Annotated in this window: 20 protein-coding genes; 14 read left to right on the top strand and 6 right to left on the bottom strand. The window is 58.3% G+C overall.

The window, feature by feature from the left end; all coding sequences use genetic code 11:
- Positions 1-5 precede the first annotated feature (5 nt).
- The 4 genes from ABGT73_RS12570 (at position 6) to ABGT73_RS12555 (ending at position 8,979) form a co-directional block, all read left to right on the top strand.
- Complete coding sequence (locus tag ABGT73_RS12570; RefSeq protein WP_346670009.1) at positions 6-4,034, top strand: TIGR02680 family protein; 4,029 nt, start codon at positions 6-8, stop codon at positions 4,032-4,034.
- Positions 4,031-5,305 (top strand): TIGR02679 family protein, encoded by a 1,275-nt coding sequence (locus tag ABGT73_RS12565; RefSeq protein WP_346670008.1) that lies wholly within the window; start codon positions 4,031-4,033, stop codon positions 5,303-5,305. The genes ABGT73_RS12570 and ABGT73_RS12565 overlap by 4 nt, the downstream gene beginning before the upstream one ends.
- 217 nt (positions 5,306-5,522) lie before the next feature.
- A complete protein-coding gene (locus ABGT73_RS12560; protein ID WP_346670007.1) occupies positions 5,523-7,175 on the top strand; it encodes an RNA-binding domain-containing protein in 1,653 nt (550 codons plus the stop codon).
- 541 nt (positions 7,176-7,716) lie between these two features.
- Positions 7,717-8,979, top strand: a complete 1,263-nt coding sequence (locus ABGT73_RS12555) for a TOTE conflict system archaeo-eukaryotic primase domain-containing protein (protein WP_346670006.1) — start codon at positions 7,717-7,719, stop codon at positions 8,977-8,979.
- 385 nt (positions 8,980-9,364) lie between these two features.
- On the opposite strand, the gene ABGT73_RS12550 is transcribed toward ABGT73_RS12555, so the two are convergent.
- Positions 9,365-9,559: a hypothetical protein gene (locus ABGT73_RS12550; RefSeq protein WP_346670005.1), complete on the bottom strand. Its 195-nt coding sequence runs from the start codon at positions 9,557-9,559 to the stop codon at positions 9,365-9,367.
- 40 nt (positions 9,560-9,599) lie between these two features.
- Here ABGT73_RS12550 and ABGT73_RS12545 point away from each other — a divergent pair, with 40 nt between their 5' ends.
- The 4 genes from ABGT73_RS12545 (at position 9,600) to ABGT73_RS12530 (ending at position 11,947) form a co-directional block, all read left to right on the top strand.
- Complete coding sequence (locus ABGT73_RS12545; protein WP_346670004.1) at positions 9,600-10,178, top strand: hypothetical protein; 579 nt, start codon at positions 9,600-9,602, stop codon at positions 10,176-10,178.
- A gap of 114 nt (positions 10,179-10,292) precedes the next feature.
- A complete protein-coding gene (locus ABGT73_RS12540; RefSeq protein ID WP_346670003.1) occupies positions 10,293-10,514 on the top strand; it encodes a hypothetical protein in 222 nt (73 codons plus the stop codon).
- A 118-nt stretch (positions 10,515-10,632) separates the two neighbouring features.
- Entirely contained in the window at positions 10,633-10,908 is a 276-nt protein-coding gene (locus ABGT73_RS12535; RefSeq protein ID WP_346670002.1) for a DUF6429 family protein, read from the top strand.
- Entirely contained in the window at positions 10,895-11,947 is a 1,053-nt protein-coding gene (locus tag ABGT73_RS12530; protein WP_346670001.1) for a virulence RhuM family protein, read from the top strand. Before ABGT73_RS12535 ends, ABGT73_RS12530 begins: the two co-directional genes overlap by 14 nt.
- A gap of 550 nt (positions 11,948-12,497) precedes the next feature.
- Here the strand turns inward: ABGT73_RS12530 and ABGT73_RS12525 are convergent.
- Entirely contained in the window at positions 12,498-12,971 is a 474-nt protein-coding gene (locus ABGT73_RS12525) for a GNAT family N-acetyltransferase (RefSeq protein ID WP_346670000.1), read from the bottom strand.
- 336 nt (positions 12,972-13,307) lie between these two features.
- On the opposite strand from ABGT73_RS12525, the gene ABGT73_RS12520 reads away from it, so the two are divergent.
- From ABGT73_RS12520 to ABGT73_RS12495, 6 genes are all read left to right on the top strand, one after another.
- Positions 13,308-13,742, top strand: coding sequence for a DUF188 domain-containing protein (locus tag ABGT73_RS12520; RefSeq protein ID WP_346669999.1), 435 nt, complete (start codon positions 13,308-13,310; stop codon positions 13,740-13,742).
- Between the two features lie 159 nt (positions 13,743-13,901).
- Positions 13,902-15,329, top strand: a complete 1,428-nt coding sequence (locus ABGT73_RS12515; protein ID WP_346669998.1) for a Wadjet anti-phage system protein JetA family protein — start codon at positions 13,902-13,904, stop codon at positions 15,327-15,329.
- Positions 15,329-15,991 carry a DUF4194 domain-containing protein gene (locus ABGT73_RS12510; protein ID WP_346669997.1) on the top strand — a complete coding sequence of 221 codons (663 nt, stop codon included), beginning with the start codon at positions 15,329-15,331 and terminating at the stop codon, positions 15,989-15,991. Before ABGT73_RS12515 ends, ABGT73_RS12510 begins: the two co-directional genes overlap by 1 nt.
- The gene (locus ABGT73_RS12505; RefSeq protein ID WP_346669996.1) at positions 15,988-16,452 is read left to right on the top strand and encodes an ATP-binding protein; all 465 of its coding nucleotides are present in this window, start codon (positions 15,988-15,990) and stop codon (positions 16,450-16,452) included. Before ABGT73_RS12510 ends, ABGT73_RS12505 begins: the two co-directional genes overlap by 4 nt.
- Complete coding sequence (locus ABGT73_RS12500) at positions 16,383-16,946, top strand: type I CRISPR-associated protein Cas7 (RefSeq protein ID WP_346669995.1); 564 nt, start codon at positions 16,383-16,385, stop codon at positions 16,944-16,946. The genes ABGT73_RS12505 and ABGT73_RS12500 overlap by 70 nt, the downstream gene beginning before the upstream one ends.
- A gap of 863 nt (positions 16,947-17,809) precedes the next feature.
- The gene (locus tag ABGT73_RS12495) at positions 17,810-18,799 is read left to right on the top strand and encodes a hypothetical protein (protein ID WP_346669994.1); all 990 of its coding nucleotides are present in this window, start codon (positions 17,810-17,812) and stop codon (positions 18,797-18,799) included.
- A 74-nt stretch (positions 18,800-18,873) separates the two neighbouring features.
- Here ABGT73_RS12495 and ABGT73_RS12490 read toward each other — a convergent pair whose 3' ends face one another.
- The 4 genes from ABGT73_RS12490 to rsxC are packed head-to-tail and all read right to left on the bottom strand — an operon-like array spanning position 18,874 to position 22,130.
- Complete coding sequence (locus ABGT73_RS12490; protein ID WP_346669993.1) at positions 18,874-19,311, bottom strand: hypothetical protein; 438 nt, start codon at positions 19,309-19,311, stop codon at positions 18,874-18,876.
- 4 nt (positions 19,312-19,315) lie between these two features.
- Entirely contained in the window at positions 19,316-19,855 is a 540-nt protein-coding gene (locus ABGT73_RS12485; protein ID WP_346669992.1) for an FMN-binding protein, read from the bottom strand.
- On the bottom strand, positions 19,852-20,826 hold the full coding sequence (locus tag ABGT73_RS12480) for an RnfABCDGE type electron transport complex subunit D (RefSeq protein WP_346669991.1): 975 nt from the start codon (positions 20,824-20,826) through the stop codon (positions 19,852-19,854). Before ABGT73_RS12480 ends, ABGT73_RS12485 begins: the two co-directional genes overlap by 4 nt.
- Positions 20,823-22,130, bottom strand: a complete 1,308-nt coding sequence (gene rsxC / locus ABGT73_RS12475) for an electron transport complex subunit RsxC (protein ID WP_346669990.1) — start codon at positions 22,128-22,130, stop codon at positions 20,823-20,825. The genes ABGT73_RS12480 and rsxC overlap by 4 nt, the downstream gene beginning before the upstream one ends.
- Positions 22,131-22,153: the final 23 nt, after the last annotated feature.

Below are 22,153 nucleotides of genomic sequence, written 5' to 3'. Positions count from 1 at the left end.
GGGCTATGCAGGAACGCTGGCGGATGAACAAACTGGGATTTGTAAACTTCTGGCTCTATGATTGGGAAGAGTTTCCGTTCAGTGAGGGACGCCTTTTGCTGCGGGGCGAAAACGGCGCGGGCAAATCCGTCACCACCCAAAGCTTTATTCCCTTCATGCTGGACGGCGATCTGCGTCCCTACCGGCTGGATTCCTTCGGCAGTAAGGACCGCAAAATGGCCTATTACCTGCTGGGGGAGGAAAAGGAGGAAAGTACCGGCTATCTCTATCTGGAATTCATCAAGCCGGAACACAGGCTCTACCGCACGCTGGTGGTGGGGCTGCGGGCCCGGCGCAGCAGCAGTTCGGTGGAATTCTGGGGATTCTGTCTGAGTGACGGACGCCGCATCGGCGCCGGGCCGGAGGATTTCGCCCTGTTTGAAACCAAGGGCTCCCAGCATATTTCCCTCACCCGGCGGGAGGTCCACAACCGGTTCGGCGCCGGAGAAAATTGGGTGGAACGGGGCAGCGACTACAAACAGATGGTCAACCGGATGCTCTTCGGCTTTGCCGAAATGGAGCAGTATGACCGGCTGCTTCGCCTTTTGATCCAGCTGCGCAAACCCAAACTGAGCAAGGATTTTTCCCCGCGGCTGGTGCAGGTGATCCTGAACGATTCCCTGCAGCCGTTGAGCGAGGAGGACATCGCCCCCATGGTCAATTCCATGGAAAAGATGGACACCATCCAGCACCGGCTGGAAGCACTGGGGCAAAGCTTGCAGGAGGCCCGCCAGCTGCGCAACGAGTATACCCGCTACAACCAGTATGTGCTGGGCAAAAAAGGCCAGTATTATCTGGAAGCCCGTCGGTCTACCCAGCAGCAGACCGAAGTAAAGAGCCTGGAAGATAAGGTCGCCCTGACGCAGCAGGCGCTGGAGGAGGCCCGGGCAGGCCACCAGGAGGCGGAACAGCAGGTGGGGGAGCTTTCCCGCCAATTGAATGAACTGAATGCCGGTGGCGATTTGAAGCAGGCCATGCAGCGCAAGGAAGAATGCCGCCGCCAGGTGGAGCAGCAGCAGGAAACCATCGACCGGGAGCAGCAGGAAGAGCACAAAAAGCAGACAGCGCTGGACGCCAAGGAGCGGGATCGCCGCCAGACAGCACGCCGCTGTGACGACGAGCAGGAAGGGCTGGAAGAGGCGTTCCGGGAACTGGGGGAGCAGAATGAGGAACTGCGTTACCCCGGGCATCCAGCCACCCTACAGGCGGTGGATTTCCGGCAGGAACAGCCGGAGATCGCCCGTTTTGCCACCCGGCTGCGCAAGGCGGAGGAAGGACTGCGCCGCCAGGAGGAAGCCCTGGGACGGCTGGACCGGTACCAGCAGGAGCGGGATACGGCGGCCCAGGCCCTGCGCCATGCCCAAAGCCAGTGGGAGGCGGCCCAGGGAACGGTGAATGCCATGCGGGACGAGCTGAGCGAAGCCTTCGCAGCGCTGGAAGAACAGACGCAAGTCTTTTGCCTGCGGCATGAGGAAGTGACGGCGCTTTTTGCCCAGGTCACCGCCTACGAAGGGCTGGCCCAGGAACAGGAAATGCAGAAAATTCTGAACGGGGCGCTGCAGCGGCTTTCGATGCCGTTGGTGCAGGAACATACCCTCTGGGAACGGCAACAAACGGACGCCCAGCAGCAGCTCAACGAACTGGCCGCCCACCGCAAGGAACTGGAAAACCAAAAAGATCTGCCGCCCGAGCGCAGCGAAGCGGTGCAGGCCACCCGCGCCTACCTGCAAGAGCGCGGCGTACCCCATGCCTCCTTTTATGAATTGGTGGATTTTGCGCCAGACCTGCCGCCCGAACGCCGTGCCCTACTGGAGGCACAGCTGGCGGATGCAGGGATTCTCGACGCTCTGATGGTGCCGCCGGAAACACGGAAAGAGATGCCGGAACTGCTGGCCGAACATCCCGATCATTTTCTTTGTCCGGAGGACTTGTCCCCGGCGGCAGCGCCGCTGCCCCTGCGGCCGGAACAGGAACTGCCGGCATGGGCGGATATGGCGGGGCTGCTGTCCTGCTTTTCGGAACAGCCGGAGGGCAATGCCTGGTTTGCCGCCGACGGCCGGTACCGCCAGGGGGTGCTGCAGGGGCGGAGCGTGGCCCGGCAGCCTGCCGGGTATATCGGCGCTTCGGCCCGGCGGGCCAACCGGGAACGGAAGATCGAGGCCCTTGCCCGGCAGATGGAAGAAAGGCAGAAAGAACTGGAAGAAATCCGGGAGCGACTGCAGCACAACGAGGCGGCACAGCGGCAGCTTCAGCAGGACTATGAAGCACGCCCCACCACTGCCGATCTGGCGATGGCGCTGGACCTGGCCGCCAAGCAGCGGGGCGAGGTGGAACACCGGGAACGGGCCCTGGACGACTGCGCGCAACAAGTTCGGCGGCAGCAGAAACAGCTTGCCGATCTGCGCGCCGGGATCCTGCCGCTGACCCGGGGACTTCCCTATGAGCAGGACGCCCAAACTTATGAGCAGATGGAGGATCTGTGCGAGGAATACCGGGAACAGTACCGGACCATTTCCGAGGGCAAGGAAAAGCTGGAACTGTGGCAGAGTCAGGTGCTGGATCTGGAACAGCAGTTGGATGCTCTGAACGAGGACATGCTGGCCTGCACCGACCGGGTCCGCCGCCAGCAGGCCGAGCAGCGCAAGACAAAAGCCGCTCTGGAGGAGCTGGAACGCTATCTGGCCCGGCCGGAAATCCAGGCCTTGGCCCAAAAGCTGGAAGAGCTGAACGGGTCGCTGGAACGGGCACAAAAACAATATCAAGATACCGAGATTCAGATTCGGGTGGAGCAAAACAATCTGGACCACCTGGGCCCCGAACTGACCCGGAAAAAGCAGGACCTGCAAAAGGCCATCGGGGAGGAGGAAGCGCTTTGTCAGATCTTTGAGGAAGAACTTTGCCGCGGCCCCGGTCAGCCGGGGCGGGGGGAGGAGCCTCTGTGGCGGCAGGCGGAAGCCGCCCGGGACCACATCCGCCAGAAGGACCGCAATCTGGGGCCGGAGGACTTGCGCACATCCTTAGAAAAAAATATGCGGATCGCCAGCACGCTGAATACCTACCGCATAGGCATCCAGCCGCTGTTTGCCAGTGAGGAAGGGCGGCTGCGCAGCCGCGGCTGCATCGAACTCTACCTGGACGGCCAGCGGCTGGATCTGCTGGACTTCATCCGGCGGCTGGAAAGCCAGCGGGATGTGGAAGAACAGCTCCTCTCCCAGGAAGATCGCCGCCTGTTCGAGACGATTCTCAACCAGACGGTCATCACCAAGCTGAGCCACCGCATCAACAACAGCCAGGAATGGACCCAGCGGATGAGCGGCATCATGGAACAGCTGAATACTTCCATGGGATTGCGGTTCAGCCTTGTGTGGAAGGGAAAGCCCGCCGACCAGCAGAAGGAGCTGGACACGGGAGAACTGCTTACCTTGCTGCGCAAGAATCCCATGGTGATGGGAGATGCGGACCGGCAGAAAATCACCGATCATTTCCGCGCCAAAATCAACCGGGCGCGGGAACGCTCCCAGATGGAGGCTACACCCGCCACCTACTCGGAGCTGATGCGGGAGGCCCTGGATTTCCGGAACTGGTTCACCTTCCGCCTTTTCTACCAGAAGGGCGGTGCGGAAAAGCAGACCAAAAAGGAGCTGACCGATTCCGCCTTCAACAGCTTCAGCGGCGGCGAGAAGGCGATGGCCATGTATGTGCCGCTGTTTGCGGCATTGGCCGCCCAGTACATAGCAGCGGGCAAAGAAGCCCCGCGGCTGATGGCGCTGGACGAGGCATTTGCCGGTGTGGACGAGACCAACATCGAGAGTATGTTTGCCCTGGTGCATGACCTTGGGTTTGACTATATCATGAACTCCCAGGCCCTGTGGGGATGCTACCCTACGGTATCCTCGCTGAATATTGCGGAACTGTGGCGTCCCCAGAATGCGCAAATCGTCACGGTGCTGCGGTATCATTGGGACGGCCATGTCCGGAGACTGGAGGAATCATGAAAGAATCATCCCTGCGGGACTATTTTGCCTCCGCACCCGGTTGGCAGCGGCAGCTGGCGCAGCTGCGCAAAAAATGCCTGGCCGGCTATGCCGACGGTGTGATCCGGTTGCAGGACGCCACTCTGGAGGAATGCTGTGCCGCCGAGGGACTTCTGGGCCGTCATTTTGTGCCGCCCCAGCTGCGCTACAAGGTGTCGGATTTTGAAAAAGCTCTACGCGACAGCCGCTTTGCTGTGGCAGACCTGGCGGAATTCTGGCAGCAACTGGACGGGGCGCCGCTGCGCTCCCACGCCAGGCAGAAAACTGAACGCCAGCAGGAAGTGCATCGCTTTTTCGCGGAGGAGGCAGCCCTTCCCCATGGCGAAGCGGCGCGCAGCTGGCTGCAGGCGATGGAAGAGCAGAAAAGCCATGGCTTCGGGATTCTGCAGGACCGCATCGGGCAGCCCGAGGCTGCCCGGTGGCTGCACTGGGTCTGCTGCACGCTGGACCGGCGGCAGCAACACGCGGAGCCGGAGGAGCTGGCGCTGTGCAGTTATGCCGTCTCCACCGACCCCCACGCCCTGGACGGAAAAAATCCAGCGGGCAGCCTGCTGCTCCACGCGCTGGCCTTCTGGCAGCAGGTGCCGCTGCCCACCCGTGCCCGCCAGCGCCTGGCGCTGCTGCGCCGCTGCGGACTGATGCAGGACGATATCTCGGATTTTACCGTACAGCGCGGCCTGATCCTGACAGGGGCCGACGGCCGGGAACATCCTGCCTGGGCACAATTGCGGCAGGCGGGAAAATTCTGCCTACTCACTTCCTCCCAGCTGGCGGAGATAACCGGCGCGGCCAGCCCCACCGGCCGGCTGTATCTGCTGGAAAACCAGATGCTGTTCTCCTCCCTGTGCCGGCAAAGCCGGCTGCAGCACCCGCTGGTCTGCACCTCCGGTCAGTTGAAGGAAGCCTCCTGGCAGCTGCTGGACCTGCTGGCACAAGGAAATTGCCGGTTGTATTATGCCGGGGACTTTGACCCGGAGGGCCTTTCCATCGCCGACCGGCTGTGGCAGGAATACGGGGAGCGGGTGCGTTTCTGGCACATGGAACCCCAGGATTACCGGCGGGCCATCTCGGAAAAGAAGATCGAGGGGGAAGGCCGCCTGCGCCAGCTGGAACAGATCGCCTGCCCGGCCCTGCGTCCCACCGCCCAGGCTGTCCTGGCGGAACGGTGCGCCGGATACCAGGAGGCACTGGCGGAGCAATATCTGGAGGATTTGCAAAATCCGGGAGAATGAACCCTTTTGGGAGTGCTTATACGGCGATAGGTCATCCACGACTGGTATAGAGCTTTTGCAGAACCATGTATCCTACAAAAACCTATACTTTTGTACCATTACAAATGAAAGAATGTGCAACAAAGAGGAACTGGCATCGTGCAAAAGACACGAAAAACGCGTTTTTCTTGATTGAAAACGCACGCGTGTGTTATAATGCATTTTGGGAGGTGATCCTATGCAAAACATTGGCTTCAAAGAAGACCTGACGCATGAGTTCAAAAGCGATCGGACCTGTTTGTCTGATGGGGATATCATAGATGCTGTGGTAGCATTCGCCAATACCGAGGGTGGGGATCTTTATCTTGGCGTGGAAGACGACGGAGAAATAACTGGTTTGCACCCGCGCCATACAGATAGCACACAGTTGGCGGCCCTGATTGCCAATAAGACCGTTCCTCCGGTTTCGGTGAGAGTTGAAATTTTGAGCTTTTCTGTGCCGGTACTCAAAGTTTCTGTCCCCAGAAAAACGGCGGTCGTGGCATCTTCCGCAGGAAAGATACAGAGAAGAAGAATCAAAGCAGATGGTACTCCGGAAAACGTGCCTATGTATCCCTATGAAATTACGGCACGCCTTTCCTCTCTAAGTCTTTTGGATTTCTCTGCACAGCCTGTGGCAGATGCATGCTATGATGATTTGGATCCGGTCGAGCGCGAACGGCTGCGCAATATAATACGCACCTACCGTGGCGAACCGCAGCTGCTGGAACTTTCTGATGAAGAATTGGATAAAGCGTTACAATTTGTGGTATTGCAAAACGGAAAGGCAATCCCCACTTTGTGCGGTTTGCTGATGATTGGTAAGGCGTCGGCCATCAAAGCACACGTGCCGACGGCGGAAGCCGCCATTCAGGTTCTGTCTGGTACGGATATCAAAGTAAATGAGTCCTTTCATCTTCCGTTGCTTGCCGCGTTTGAAAAATTTCACGCCACTTTCAATGCTTGGAATACAAGCGAAGAGATGGAAATGGGAATGTTCCGTATTTCCATCCCTGCCTATGATCCGCGTGCTTTTCGTGAAGCATTGGTCAATGCCTTTTGTCATCGCGACTATTCCTTGATGGGCCGTGTCCGCATGGCGATTGAGGATGATGGCTTGACAATTTCCAATCCGGGCGGTTTTATTGAAGGAATTAATGCGGATAACCTTCTGGATGCGGAACCCCATGGACGTAACCCGGTCTTGGCAGATGCGATGAAGAGAATTGGCCTCGCGGAACGTACAGGACGAGGTATCGACCGTATTTATGAAGGTTCGTTGCTTTATGGCCGGCAACTCCCGGATTATTCTCAATCCAATGCAACCAGCGTCCGCTTGTTAATTCCGAAAGGTCCGGTTGATAAGGCGTTTATCCAGATGGTTTCAGAGGAGCAGCAACGAATCGGGCACAGTTTGCCAATACACTCCCTCATGACACTGAACGCTTTGAAAGTGTTGCACCGTGCATCCGTCAATGAAATTGCCTCCTTTTTGCATAAAGATGAAGCCAGAATTCGGTCTGTGCTGGAATCCTTGGCAGAAAGTGGTTTGGTAGACGCAAGCGGAACTGGTCGGGGGAGGACTTACCTGTTAAGCGAAAGATACTATAGACTGACAAAAAAGCCCTATGCCTATGTAAGGAGCCATGATATCAACACGCTTCGCTATGAGGAATTAATTATGGAATTGGCGGAGCACCAAGGTCACGTTTCACGGGCGGATGTAGTTGAATTGCTTCACGTCACACCCTCTCAGGCGTTCCGACTACTGCAAAAGTTAGTGAAGGCGGAGCGCCTGGCCTTAAATGGAAAAGGTGCAGGGGCAAAGTATATTCCAAAGGACAGCGTATAAAACACGACAAAACACACGCGCGCGATTTTTAACACACGCGTGCGTTTTTGACGTGTTCCATGTGTGTTATACCTCTTGACCACCATCTGACCACTCCTTCTTCCCGGCCGGTTCCGTGTGTCGTTTTTTACGTTCCAACATTCTTTTATAACCATCAAAACCAGCGCCGGAAGTTGTGCACACCACACAATTTCCGGCGCTTTATCATGCTATTTTCCCGTACGTCACAGTTCTCCGACCAGACTACTACGTCCAACCACGCTATTACCTAAAGCGCTTGGTGTGACCATATTCTTTCGAACCAAATATATATCGATATTTCATTTGTTTTTTTCAATCATATTACACGATTCCAAACCACTCTTGATAAACGACCTCTGTGCTTTTTGGTTCTTTCCCGTAAATTCTGACATTGCCGCCGACGCATATCCTTCTATTCTTGCTTGCCTTTTATTCATGTGCTATTCTAAAAGAAATAAGGAATCCCGAATCGTTGCCTCACATGATTTGATTGCTCATTTGCGATAGGGAGGTCGTTTGTATGGATGCAGAGTTGGAGATCCGACGCCTACAGCGCAGAGTACAAGAGCTCGAACAAGAAAATGCTGAATTGCGGGCACAGCTGGCGGCGTTTGGTTTGAGCAGTTCTGCGCAGGGCAAGGCTGGAGATACCGTTCTTTCTGCGGCACAAATGCCCTCTAACACGGCGGCTACACTGGACGCGCCCGCCCCCAATACGGTCACACCCTCTCACAACCGTCAAAGTATACCGCCTGCCCAATCCGCCCCATTGTCTGTCGCCCGCACCAGTTCTCCCGCCGAAAAGATCCGTCTCTTTCGTTCCCTGTTTCGCGGCCGCACCGATGTTTACGCCCTGCGCTGGCACAGCGAAAAGGCACAGAAGAGCGGTTACAGTCCCGTTTGCGCGAATGAATGGCGGCCCGGCCTGTGCGAAAAAGGGCGCGTTCCCTGCGCCAAATGTCCGAACCGCGTGCTGCGCCCGCTGGACGACGCAGCCATCTACCGTCACCTGGCCGGGCGGGACGCGCAGGGGCGCGACGTCGTCGGCTTGTACCCGATGCTGTCGGACGAGACCTGCTATCTGCTGGCGCTGGACTTCGACGACGCCAACTGGCAAGACTGCGCTCGCGCCATCGCGGACGTCTGCCGCGCACACAGTATCCCGTTCGCACTGGAGCGGTCTCGCTCCGGTCAAGGCGCGCATGTTTGGCTGTTTTTTGCCGAGGCCATTCCCTGCGCTAAGGCGCGCCGGCTTGGCGATGCGCTGCTGACTGCCGCTATGGACACTTGCGGTGGTATTTCCTTCACCGCCTACGACCGGATGTTTCCCAACCAGGACACACTGCCCGCGGGCGGGTTCGGCAACCTGATTGCCTTGCCGTTGCAAGGTCAGGCCCGACGGCAGGGCAACAGTATATTTCTGAACGATTCGCTCACGCCCTACCCGGACCCGTGGGCGTTTCTTTCTACTGTGCGTACGCTGCTGCCCGGCCAGGCCGACGATTTGCTGGCAGCATTGAGCCCCGGCCGTCCGCCGCTTGGGGTACTGACCGAACCGGCGGAAATGGCAGGCACCCACGCTTCACGCGCAGATACCACCCAGACAGCGACCAACTCCCACACCCCCCTGGAAGCCCCAACCTTCACCTGCCTTGTCCGCCCAGGATTTCAAACAACTACCGCTGCCCATCGTTCGCGCCAACGGGTTGTATATACTTCTGGAGCATCTGACACCGGTGGCCCGCAACCGGCTAATTCGGTTGGCGGCCTTTCGCAACCCTGACTTTTACAAAAAACAGGCCATGCACTTTTCCACCCACAACGTCCCGCGCATTATTTCGACAGCGGTGGAGACAGATGGATATTTAGTGTTGCCACGCGGCTGCGAAGAACCTCTTTGCGCACTTTTAGAAGGTGTCGGGGCTGCCTGCGCCATCCAAGACGAAACCTGCCTAGGCCGCCCGTTGCACATCGCCTTTACCAGCACGCTGCGCCCCGACCAGCAGCCCGCGGTGGACGCTCTGCTGGCGCACCGTAATGGAGTTCTCAGCGCTACGACAGCCTTCGGCAAGACGGTGGTCGCGGCCTGGCTGATCGCACAACGCGGTGTCAACACGCTGATTTTGGTCCACACGCAGGCATTGCTCAACCAGTGGCAGGCGGCGCTCTCACAGTTCTTGCAGATCGACGAACAGCTGCCGCCGCAGCCCAAGCGCCGAGGCCGGCAGCGCAAACGCTGCCTGATCGGGCAGATCGGCGGCGGCAAACACACAGCTGCGGGATTTGTGGATATAGCGATGCTGCAATCGTTGGTCCACGGCGGCGAGATCGATCCGCTGGAAAGGCACGCTGACCCAGTACACCGGCCGCCTGCACCGTGCCGCGCCCGGCAAGCGGGAAGTTTTGCTGTACGATTATGTGGATCTTCGCGTCCCGATGTTGGAACAGCAGTACCGCAGGCGGCTGCGCAGCTATGCGGCGCTGGCGTATACGGTGCGGGGCACAGCTGAGAATCCCGAATCGAGCGAGCAGACTGCACAACGCGAAGCAGCTGTTTTTGTGAGCTGTGAACAGTTTCCTCAGCGGTTTGCCGCGGATTTGGAAGGAGCCACCCGGGAGGTACTGCTCTGTGTTCCGTCGCTGTCGGCGCGATCTGTACAGCGCATGCTCCCCCTGTTACAGCGCTTGCAACACAAGGGCGGGGATGTGCAGGTTTACCTGCCGGAGCCCGCGCAGTTCCGGCCAGACATTCAGCCCAAAATCACCGCCAGCGCAGCCGCTTTGCAGCGGGCGGGCATCCCGGTTATGTTTTGCCCCGACCGCCTGCCCAACTTTTGTATACTCGACCAGCGGCTCGTTTGGTACGGCGGCCTCAACCCATTGGGCCGGATGCCGGACGGCGAGAGCTGCTTGCGGATGGACGCGCCGGATGTGACGGCGGAGTTGATGGAGTTTTTGCGAGGTATAATGCCAAGCGGATGATGGCCAATACGGCGCGTTAGAAAATTCTCTTGCTTTTTCTGCTGTTTTATTCCATACCGGCTTCCGTTTCAAAACTTCCCAATTTCTACACTTTTGAAATCGGAGGCCCACCTTATGAAACAGATTGACCGCCCGCAGTATCTCCAGCGCTTGTTGGGATCGCAGCCCCCCAGACCTCAAGCTCATCACCGGCATCCGCTGCTGCGGCAAGTCCTGCCTGTTATGAGCTTTCCGGCAGCAGATCCAGCAGTAGGACCCGGCAGCCAATTTGCCTTGCAGCTCTACGTCCGGTTTCTCAATCCAGCCGCCGCGCCCCTGCTTAGCAACCGATTCTGATGCTTGTATTTTCCACATTACTGCCTTATACTTATTCCATGATACTGCAATATCAATGGTACAAGGAGTGCACAAGTTGGTAGATGAGCGATTAAAACAGATTCGGGAGCTCACCCTCATGCTGATGTATCTGACTTCCTGGGAAGATCATGATGCGCTGGGACTCAGGGCAGTAAAAAAGAAAGAACTGGGGAGCTATCCCCTTGTCCGCCGGTGCTGGAAAGGGTATGACTTCCGCCTCCTGAAGGACCTGGTAGAGGAAGGGCTGATTTGTGACAGCGGACGTACCCGGCCCGCTCAAATCACTTCGGAGGGTGAGTCTGAGGCAAAAAAACTGTTGGCACAGTATGGCATCAAATTGGGAGAATGCAGGTACGACAATGCAAAACCATGAATCGAAGCATCCGATCCGCTCCAGTGCGGCGGAATACCTGACCTTCGTTGCCGCAACCGGCGATGGCGCAGATAGCATAGAGATGCGCTATGAAGACGAAAATATCTGGTTGACACAGAAGATGATGGCCACTCTTTATGATGTCTCTGTCTCGGCCATCAATCAGCACCTAAAAAACATTTTTGAAGATGGCGAACTGGATAAGAAGGCGGTTATTAAGAAATACTTAATAACTGCCTCAGACGGAAAGCAGTACAACACAAACCACTACAATCTGCAGGCCATCATCGCGGTAGGCTTCAAAGTCAACAATGACCGGGCGGTCCAGTTCCGCAAGTGGGCCAACGGTATTGTCAAGGACTATACGATCCAGGGCTGGGCCATAGACAGCGACCGACTGAAAAGCGGCGGCAGTGTTCTCACCAGGGAATATTTCGACCACCTGCTGGAGCAGATCCGGGAGATTCGGATGTCTGAGCGCAGGTTCTACCAGAAGATCACAGACATCTATGCCACCGCCTTGGATTATGACAAGTCAGCTAAGACCACGCGCCTGTTTTTCGCAGAGGTACAAAACAAACTGCATTGGGCCATCCACCGCCACACAGCGGCGGAACTGATCATGGAACGGGCCAATGCAGAAAAACCCCATATGGGTCTGACCTCCTGGGAGCAGTATCCGGATGGGAAGATTCAGAAGTATGATGTGTCCATTGCCAAAAACTACCTCTCCAAAGAGGAGTTGCAGGCGCTGGAACGTATCGTCACCATGTATTTGGACTACGCGGAATATCAGGCCAGCCGCCATATCCCCATGACCATGCAGGATTGGTCTCAAAGACTCAACCGTTTTCTGGAGTTCAATGAACACGAGATCCTCCACGATACCGGCCGCGTGACCCATGAAATCGCCAAGGCGTTTGCGGAGAGCGAGTTCGAGAAGTACCGAGTCGTGCAGGACAGGCTGTTTGAAAGCGACTTTGACCGCTTCCTTACCTTGGAGAAAGAAGCGGAGCGGCACAACAATGAAGAATCCTGATCCCCATTTCCCGTGACTTTCAAACCCACGTTGGAGCCTTTGCTCTGCCCAGTGAGCAAGTCATCCCCCCCGCAAGCCAAGCATTTTACTGTGTGGCCACCTTTCTGAATCAACCGCTTAAGGCGAGTCTGTAAGCTTGCAACGCGTGACGGTTGGCTGACCACCATTTGACCACTTTTCTTTTTCCAACTGTTTTGATGAGTGAATTTTACGATCCAGCATTGTTTATTCCACACGCAAACCAGCGCCGGAAGTTGTGCAACCCGCACAAATTCCCGCGCTGTATCATTGGATATCGCCAAATGTCACAGCTCTCCGACTCCAAAGGCCAGAGGTTCGAATCCCCCCGGCCGCACCAAGAGCAGCATCTGAAAAGATGCTGCTCTTTTTATTTTGTATGAAATTGTGCACGATGCTGCAAGGGGCGGATTCGAACAGCCTGTGCCCGCCGCTTGCGTCCCGGCGGGCAAAAACAGTCCTGTGGACTGTTTTTAAGGCGCGGCTCGGCGAATCCCCCCGGCCGCAGCAAGAAACATCTGTACAGACGGGCTTACCCCAACAGATCCTGCTCCTCGGGATGAGTCTCAAACCAGTGTATGGCGTAGGAACAGGTGGCCCTGGCCTTGCGGCCGTCCTGGCGCAGGGTATCGGCCACGGCGCGCAGAAGCTGTCCGGCAACCCCCTGTCCCCGCAGAGAACCGTCCACAAAGGTATGGTTGATGACAGCAATGCCCTCCTGTTCCGGGAAGGTTACTTCTGCCAGCAGTTTTCCCGTTTCATCCGTGGCAAAAATCCGGCCCGGTTCTTTGCAAAACTCCATAACAAACACCTCCGACCTCAGTGTAACAAAAAAGTCGGGCAAGAGCAACGACAGACACCGCTTTTGTGTAGAATCGGATACACAGCTAAAGGTTGGTCGGGATAACCGGCAGTGAGGATTTCCTCCTTTATGAAAATCCTCACTGTGAGTGCGCCGGACAAACTGTGGGAGAAACGTTTTAGATATGCAGCTTTCAGGAGGCATCGGTTTTGCCGTATATTATAGGGACTGATACAGCGCCGGGGGTTCTTCAGGCATGTCAAAGGTGTGCGCTCGCATCGGCTTTTCCTGTCATGATACAATTATAACGAAACGTAATTTTAATCTGCATTTATCCAAACTGTTGAAAATCTCCTCTTCCCGATCAGGATGCCACTGAAAGGGCATTTCTCTCTCTTTTTACGCTATCATCATGGCAGGCAAACCCTGCACCTTTTGCCATATTCCGCGCATTTTTTGAAAAAACGGAGAAGAAAGACACAGAACTGCTATAATACAAACAAAAAGCCGCGAGTAAGCGGCGGCGGAAAGGACACCAGGATGCCAACGATTTTGATTGACGCAGACGGCTGCCCGGTGGTGGACCTGACGGTGCGAATTGGCCAGGTCCATGGCGTGCCGGTGAAAATCCTCTGTGATACGGCCCATCGCATCCAGCGGGAGGGTGCTGAGACGCAGGTCTTTGACAAGGGAGCTGATAGCGTGGACTTTGCCCTGGTCAACCGGGTGCAGCCGGGGGATATTGTCATCACCCAGGACTATGGGCTTGCCAGTATGTGCCTGGCCCGGCGGGCCAGGGTGCTCAACCAGAACGGGCTGGAGTACACGGCCCGGAACATTGACGGTCTGCTGGCCCGTCGGCATGAAAACAAAAAGCTCCTCCGTGCCGGCAAGCACCCGAAAGGGCCAGCCAAACGTACGCGGGAGCAGGACGAGGCGTTTGCCAGAGCGCTGGAGAATCTCATAAATAATTGAAAATAGCAAGACATCTTCCACAAAAACAAGGCTCTATATTCGGCCTTTTGCACGACCTTTTGCATGACAAGCAAAAGGGCCTTTTTATTGTACAATACAAATGATACACTGGTAATAAATCAAAAAACTGTAGAATGGCGCATAAAAGGATAAAGGGATATGAAGCTGTTTGAAAAAATTCCGGCAAGTTTCTTTTCCATCTTGGCCTCTCCCAACCGGGAACTGTATTGGACTGCGCTGGTTACGCTGCATCATCTATTGGAATATGACCTGAATATTCCGGTAGAGGATTATTGTATCGCGTTGGGCGATACACTGTCCGATATGGAGCTGACGGCGGAGGACACTCTGGATGAGGAAGAACAGCGGTTGATCCGGCAACCCAACGGAAAGGTCCGGTGGATTATCCATCGGCTCAAACGTGCCGGGTGGCTGGATACCGAATATCGGGACGGCACCTTTGAGGAAGTCATTGCGCCGCGGGATTATGCCGATCAGATGATCCGCCTTTTGCTGGAGTTGGAGCAATCCGAGACGAAAGAGTACAATTCGCTGGTGTTTTCCACTTACAGCGGATTGAAGCAGGCCTACGAAGAAAAATCCGACCGTATGTATGAGGCTTTGCTGACCGCCCGAAGAAATACAACCGAGCTCTTGCAGGATTTAAAAAGCCTTTACCATAATATCCGATACTATCATCAGATCATCGGGCAGGCTGTGGACGTGAACCAGTTGCTGCACGACTACTATGATGAATACAAGGGAATGCTGGACAGGATCTATCATCCCATCAAGACGATGGATTCCTTGCCCCATTACCGGCAGCCCATCCTGGATATCCTCAACGCCCTGCTGGTGGATGATGAGATCATGGAGCGTGCGGTGGGCCGGATGGTGCAACTCCACCCGGACGAGGATCCGGCAGAGGCACGCCGAACGCTGGATGGCTACATACAGGAACTGCTGAGCAGCTATTCCAATGTAGAGGATATTTTGCGGCAGATCGACCGCAAACACCGGGCCTATACACGGGAATCGGTGGACAGCATCAAGTACCGTATGTCGGCAGACCACAGCATTGCGGGCAAACTCACCGAACTGCTGCGGACCTTGTCCGAAACGACTGCAGGAAAACAGCGGGAAGCGATGCTGGACTGGATGCAAAAGAGAATCCAATGTGAGAATCAAGCCTTTGCCGATGGCGGTTCTCTGTGGCATCCTACCGTGCGCAGCCGGAGAAGTGGAGCTCCGGACCGGCTTGTGCAGGACCCCTCCCCGGAAGAAGAACGGGAATTGCTGCAAACCTTCCAAGCGGACCGGAGCCGGCGGTACTCCATTGCCCGGGCGTGGCAGTATCTTGCACATATGTTGGAGGACCGGGAGATGGTAACCAGTGAGGAACTGACACTGGAACAGGATGACCAGTTTGTCTGGCTTCTGATGGCCGCGGTGCGCTCGACCGATCGCAATGCACCGTTTTCGGTGGAATTTTTGCCGGGAGAGACCGAGAACAATGGATATCGTATTCCTCATATGCGGATCAACCGGAGAGGAACCACCAAAAAGGCGGAAAAGGAGGAACTCTGATGTGGATGGAAGAATATGAAGCATTGAATGCAACGGAAAAATCAGAGTTCCGCCGCCTTGCCAATGCGCTGCTCTCCCGCACCTATTTGTTGCGCAACGTCTACGATGATCAGAAAAAAATGATGGATCTGAACAGTGATTATCGTACGGCGCGGCGCTTTTTCACCATTTTGCAGGGATACTTTTCCCTGGCGGGGTGGGACCTGTACCGGGACGATGAATATGGGGTGATCTATCTGCGCAATCAGCAGGGGAGCAACCGGGCCCGGTTCAGTGCCTTCACCACGATGTTTCTGTATATGCTTCGCCTGATTTATGAGGAAAACCGGCAACAGGTGGAATTGCATCATGATGTGCGCACCGATACCTTTGCCGTCATCCACAAGATGAACGCCTTTGGGCTGCTGAAAGACGGCCGTTCCACAGCCAAGGACCGGCTGGAAGCCCAGAAGACCCTGGCCCGGTATCAGGTGATCGCCAAAATCGACGGAGGATGGAAAACGGACGGCAACAAGCTGCTGATCTACCCGACCATTCTGTTTTTTCTGCCCAACAGTGAAATTGACGCCATGATCCGGCAGTTGCAGGATATGCGCAAACAGTCTCAGCAAGAGGCAAGTGACCAAGAGGCAACAAACGAGGAAGGGGAGGAATCCCTATGAAACGACTGAAGCGGATGCTGCTGGTCAACTGGTACTTTTTTCAGAAAGAAGTCATCGAGTTTGATACCCTGACCTTCCTGACGGGGAAAAACGGCACAGGCAAGTCCACCATTATCGATGCCCTGCAGCTGGTGCTGCTGTCGGATACAAGCGGAGGTTTCTTCAACAAATCGGCCAACGGAAAATCCCGGCGCACACTGATCGGTTATCTGCGGGGAGAACTGTCGGACGATGAAGCGGGCGGTTTTACCTACCTGCGCAACGATCGGTTTACCAGCTATGTGGTGCTGGAATTTTATGACGAAGAAAAGAGCCGGTACTTTACGGCCGGCTGCTGCTTTGATGTGTATTCCGATAACGACACACCCAAAGCCTGGACCCGGTGCTGCCCATGGACATTGCCATCACCCGGGTGGCGGTGGCCGACCCCATCAAGGAGGGAACCGTCGAAGATTACCTGAAGAAGGAGGCCGAAACCCCGGAGGACAAGCTGCGCACCATGGGCTGCAAGCAGCTGATCCCCTTCGGCCTGTATGAAGTGCGGGGCTTTATCAGCGCCAACCTGGCTGCCGAGACCGGCTTTGACGAAGCCGACCTCAAGGCGCTGTTCGAGGCGATCCTGAATATGTATGAGCACGACCACTCGGCCAGCAAAGGGGAGATGGCGGTGGTGTCGCCGCTGATCATCTTCAAGCACGTCGGCACCGATACCGACGCGGCGCAGCGCGTCCGCCAGGCCAAGCTGGGCTGTGCCCCGGCGCACAAGCTGTTTGAGCTGGTCCACCTGCAGAAAAAGCCCGGGGTGCAGTTCCCCCGCCGGTACCGGGATTACGATGCCACCGTCGACGCCAGCCGCCTGCCCGCCGGTGTGGAACTGGGTTTCCTGAGCGATCCCTATGCACAGGTCAGCTGGGGTGAACTGCCCGCCGGAGAGGACTGGTTCCGCCTTGGGTGACGACAGGGACTACCTGCCCCTCTCCTGGCTGTCCCAGCTGAATTACTGACCGCGGCGCGCCGCCCTTTTGCTCAATGAACGGGTTTGGGTCGAAAGCGCCGACACCGCCAGGGGCGTGAATTGAAATCAGTTGGCGGAGTAATACTCGGCATCGGGGATGTGTCGCCCCCCACGCGGGGGTGTGAATTGAAATACTTATACGGTTACAATCCACAACGGCAAGGATGTCGCCCCCACGCAGGGGCGTGAATTGAAATAGATTCGCCCGGTCCAGCCGTCAGCTGCCGATGGGTCGCCCCCGTGCGGGGCGTGAAAAGTTTACAGTAAAAAGGCGACCCAATAGGGACGGCTTGACCACCCTCTGACCACTCCTTCCTCCCAGCCGGTTCCGTGTGTCGTTTGTACGTCCCAACATTCTTTTATAACCACCACAAACAGCGCCGGAAGTTGTGCACACTACACAGTTTCCGGCGCTGGTTCATGCTATTTGCCTGTCTGTCACAGTTTTCCGACTCCAAGGGCCAGAGGTTCGAATCCGCCCGGCCGCAGCGAGCAGCATCTGAAAAGAGGTTGCTCTTTTTATTTGTAAACGAGGTGTACGATGAACCGATCCATCCTTCGTGGCCCCGGCGGTCTACAACATCCTCGTCACCTTCATCACCGGCGGCGTCGCCATGGGGATCTTCTTCTTTGTCTTCAGGATCATCTTCCCGGAGGGGGAAAAGTCCGCGCCGCAAAACTGAAATGCCGGGCACGGTCATTTTTGCGCAGCAGGCGACCAGTTTTGCGCAGCCGGTGGAAACCGTCCGCGCCGTATGCTACCATACAGGCAGAAACCATCTGTCTGTAAAGGAGGAAGCAAGATGAAACGGATCGCCTGTTTGCTGCCGGCGTTTTTGCTGGCCCTGTTCCTGACGGCCTGCGGGTCCAAGGAATGCCCGGAGAACACACTGACCGCCCTGCTGGCGGAGGACAGAACCTCGGTCACCTTCACCTCGGTGACGGTGAGCAGCCACCAGGTGGAGGACAACGACGACACCGTCACCGCCACCGTGGAGTACGAGAACGACTATGCCACCTTCACCAGTGAGATGCGCATCGGCACGCGGTACTTCCCGGAGCAGCGGGAATGGATACTCCTCGACGTGTACGAGGAGACCCCCACCGCGGTGGAGCCCAAGGCGCTGCCCACGGCGGAGGATGTGACGGCGCTGTTTGACGCCGACCGGGGCCAGTGCTTCACCATGATGGGGCTGTGCCAGGACGGCCTGCTGGACAGCAAGAATCCCCTGATGCTGGATATCGGCTTCACGGTGGGGGAGGCCACCCGTGTGGACCCCGATCCCACCCAGCCCATGCTCAGCGTGCCGCTGGACGTGGAAGGGCAGCGGGACGGCTGGTTCACCACCCACGGCACCATTGTGATGCAGCTTGCCTTTGCCCCCGACGACGGCAGCTGGTCGGTGGCCGACGTGCAGCCGGGCAGCGATTTCTCCATGGACTGCGTGCTGGCCAACCGCAGCTACGCCAGCGACCCCCATGTGGCGGGCATGAAGCCCGGCGTGGGCGACGTGACCATGGTGTACGGGCTGCAGCTGGGGAACTTTGACTGGACCACCCTCTCCTTCACGGGGGACTGCGTCTACACCGAGAAGAACGTGACGGAGGATACCGAGAAATCCTACGATGTGGCTGACCTGGTGAAGGTGGGCTACGACAGCGGCTGGATTGACGGCGCTACCTTCAAGGTCTATGTGGAGGACACGCTGGTTGCCTTCATGATGGTGGACGAGGACGGCCAGGACCTGATCCAGGATATGCGGAACTACACGCTGCACCTGCAGCAGGGCTGACCCGCAGATACAAACAAGCGCCGGGATTTGTGCACACAGCACAAATCCCGGCGCTTGTTTTTGGTGATTGAGCCTTACAGGAACATTCCGGCGCAGCCCTGCACGGCCAGGAAGAGCACCCCGGCGCTGAGCAGCGGGGCCACCTTGCCGGCGGAGCCGGAGGCCAGCCGGTCGCAGATGGCAGTGAAGAGAAAGGCGAGCACCGTGGCGGCCACGCAGCCCACAAGGGCAAACCGCAGCAGTCCTTCCCCACTGAGCAGCCCGGCGGCCAGGGGCAGCAGGGCGAAGGTGGCGACGTTGAGCAAAAGCACGGCCAGCCAGTTGCGCTTCGTCACCCGGGGGCCGGTGTAATATTCCAGCACCAGGGCCGCCAGCGTGACGGCGCAGATCAGCATCAGGTCCAGCTTCGGCAGGATGGCGGCGGGGGCAAAGGCCCGCAGCACCACCATCCAGAGCAGCACCAGCCCGGTGACCACCGCCAGGAAGACGTTGAATCGTTCGATCTGTTTCATGGTATCAACCTCCCCATTCGGTGGCGCCGGCGCTGATGTCGGCGCCGGTCACATAAGCGCTGGCCGAAGTCACAGCTTTGGCCACCGCCTTGGAGGTGACGGTGGCGCCGGCCAGGGCGTCCACATTGTCACCCACCGTGAAGGACGTGCCGTTCCAGAGGAACTGGGACAAAAAGTCCACGTTGGACAGCGCCCCCATGCCGAGACCGAAGGTCTCCTGCATGTCGCGGACCACCAGGCCCGCGATGCTGCCGTCGTTGTGCACGCCCACCAGCATGGTGATGTCCCCGGCGTAGCCCGCCGTGACGGTCTCGATCACATAGCCGTTGTCCGCCTTATAGACGGCGGCGATGTTCTCGTCCTCGCCGGTGTAGTCCTCCTGGGCGAAGCTTTCGGCGCCGGGCAGCAGGGTGGAAAGGATGGACTGCAGTTCCTTTTGCCGGTTCTCCCGGGCGGTGGGGGCCAGCAGGGTGCTCACCAGAAGCAGCACCACCGCGCAGGCCAGCAGCACCGCCGCGGGGTCAAGACGTTGGATTCGTTTCATGACGGGGTGCCTCCTTTCACGGTGCCGAAGCGCTTGGGCGGGGTCAGCCGGTCCAGCGACCAGGCGCAGGCGTTCATCAGCAGGATGGCGTAGGTGACGCCCTCCGGGAAAAGCCCGTAGTAGCGGAAGGCCACGGTGAGGGCACCGCAGCCCACCCCGTAGACCAGCTGGCCCCAGGGGGTGACGGGGGAGGTGGCGTAGTCGGTGGCCATGAAGAAGGCGCCCAGCAGCACGCCGCCGCCCAACAGGTTATAGAGCATCCAGAGCAGCGGGTCCTGGCCCTTGGAAAAAATCAGGGTCAGCACCGCCACGGTGCCAAGATAGGCCACCGGGATGCGCCAGGAGATCACCTTGCGCACCAAGAGATACGCGCCGCCCAGCAGGATGGCCAGGGCGGACACTTCACCGATGCAGCCGCCGATGTTGCCCAGGAACATGTCCAGAAGGGACTCGGTGGGCAGGGCGGGCATGAGCATGTGGTGGAGCGGCGTGGCGGAGGCCACCATGTCCACCGACAGGGCCAGGGCGTCCGGCCTGGTGCCGGGGGCGGCAAAGCGGGTGATGCAGGCGGGCCAGCAGAGCATGAGGAAGGCGCGGGCCGCCAGGGCGGGGTTGAAGATATTCTGCCCGAGGCCGCCGATGAGGCCCTTTACCACCACGATGGCGAAGACGCCGCCCACAGCCGCCACCCAGTAGGGGGCGGTGGCGGGCAGGGTCAGGGCCAGCAGCAGGCCGGTGACGGCGGCGGAAAGATCAGGCAGGGTGTTGGACTGGCGGGTCAGGGTGCGGTACAGCCATTCCGAGACCAGGCAGGCCGCCACCGACACCACCGCCAGCACCAGGCTGCGCAGGCCGAAGAACCATACGCCGGCCAGCAGGGTGGGCAGCAGGGCCACCAGCACCGCGCCCATCAGGCGGCTGGTGTGGGTGCCGCTGTGGATGTGCGGGGAAGATGTCACAACCAGTTTCATGCTTTTTGGGCCTCCTTCAGCAGGGATTTGCCGGCGCGGAACCGTTCCACCAGGGGCAGGTTGCCCGGGCAGACGTAGGCGCAGCTGCCGCACTCGATGCAGTCGGTCAGGTGCAGGCGCTGCAGTTCCTGTACATTGCCGCTCTTCTCAAAGCGGTAGAGGTAGAGGGGCTGCAGATGCATGGGGCAGACCGCCACGCAGCGGCTGCACCGGATGCAGGTGGGGGTCTCGGGCCGGGGCGGGGTCTCTTTCAGGCAGAGGATGGCGTTGGTGCCCTTGAGCACCGGCACATCCAGGTCCTGCTGGGCCACGCCCATCATGGGGCCGCCCGCCAGCACCTTGACGGTATCCTCCGCCATGCCGCCGGCGGCCTCGATGGTCTCTTTGAAGGAGGCGCCCAGCCGCACGATGAGGTTCTTGGGGGCGTTGGCGCCGTCGCCGGTGACGGTGACGATGCGGCGGGTGACCGCCTTGCCCTCACAGACCGCCTGGTACACCGAGGCGGCGGTGGCGGCATTGAAGACGGCGCAGCCCACGGCGGCGGGCAGCTGGCCGGGGGGCACCTGCCGCCCGGTGACCGCCTGGATCAGCTGTTTTTCGGCGCCCTGGGGGTAGCGGGTGGGCAGCACCTGCACCCGGATGGCGGAATCTTTCGGCAGATGCTCCTTCAGGATGCGGATGGCCTCCGCCTTGTTGTCCTCCACGGCGATGACCACATGTCTGGGGTTCAGGGCGTAGGCCAGCGTCTCGGCCCCGCCGATCACCTGCCGGGGATAGCTGCAGAGCAGCGTGTCGTCGGCGGTGATGTAGGGCTCGCACTCGCAGGCGTTGATGAGGATATAGTCCACCTGGCCCAGGGCCGAGAAGGCCTTCACGTCGGTGGGGAAGGTGGCGCCGCCCATGCCCACGATGCCCGCCTCCCGGATGGTGTTGAGGATCTCCTGGGGGGAGAGCTCCTGGTGGTTCGGGTGGGGCTGGAGGGCGTCGTCGGGGGTGTCGGCGAAGTCGTTTTCAAGGACGATGGAGAGCACCTGGCGTCCGTTGGGGTGCAGGCGGGGCTCGATGGCCACCACCTTGCCGGACACCGAGGCGTGGACGGGGGCGCACAGGCCCTCACCGTCGCCGATCTTCTGGCCCATCTTCACGGTGTCGCCCACCTGGACCAGCGGCGTGCAGGGCGCGCCGATATGCTGCACCATGGGCAGCACGACCTGCGCCGGCAGCGGCGCGGGAACGGGGGCACCGCCCCGGGATAGGTCCTTGTGACCCTCCGGGTGGATGCCGCCCCAAAACAGTTTTCTCATGGTTCGTACACCTCAATTACTGG

Source organism: uncultured Subdoligranulum sp. (genome assembly GCF_963931595.1).
Lineage (GTDB): Bacteria > Bacillota > Clostridia > Oscillospirales > Ruminococcaceae > Gemmiger.
This window is presented reverse-complemented; position numbering and strand designations above follow the sequence as displayed.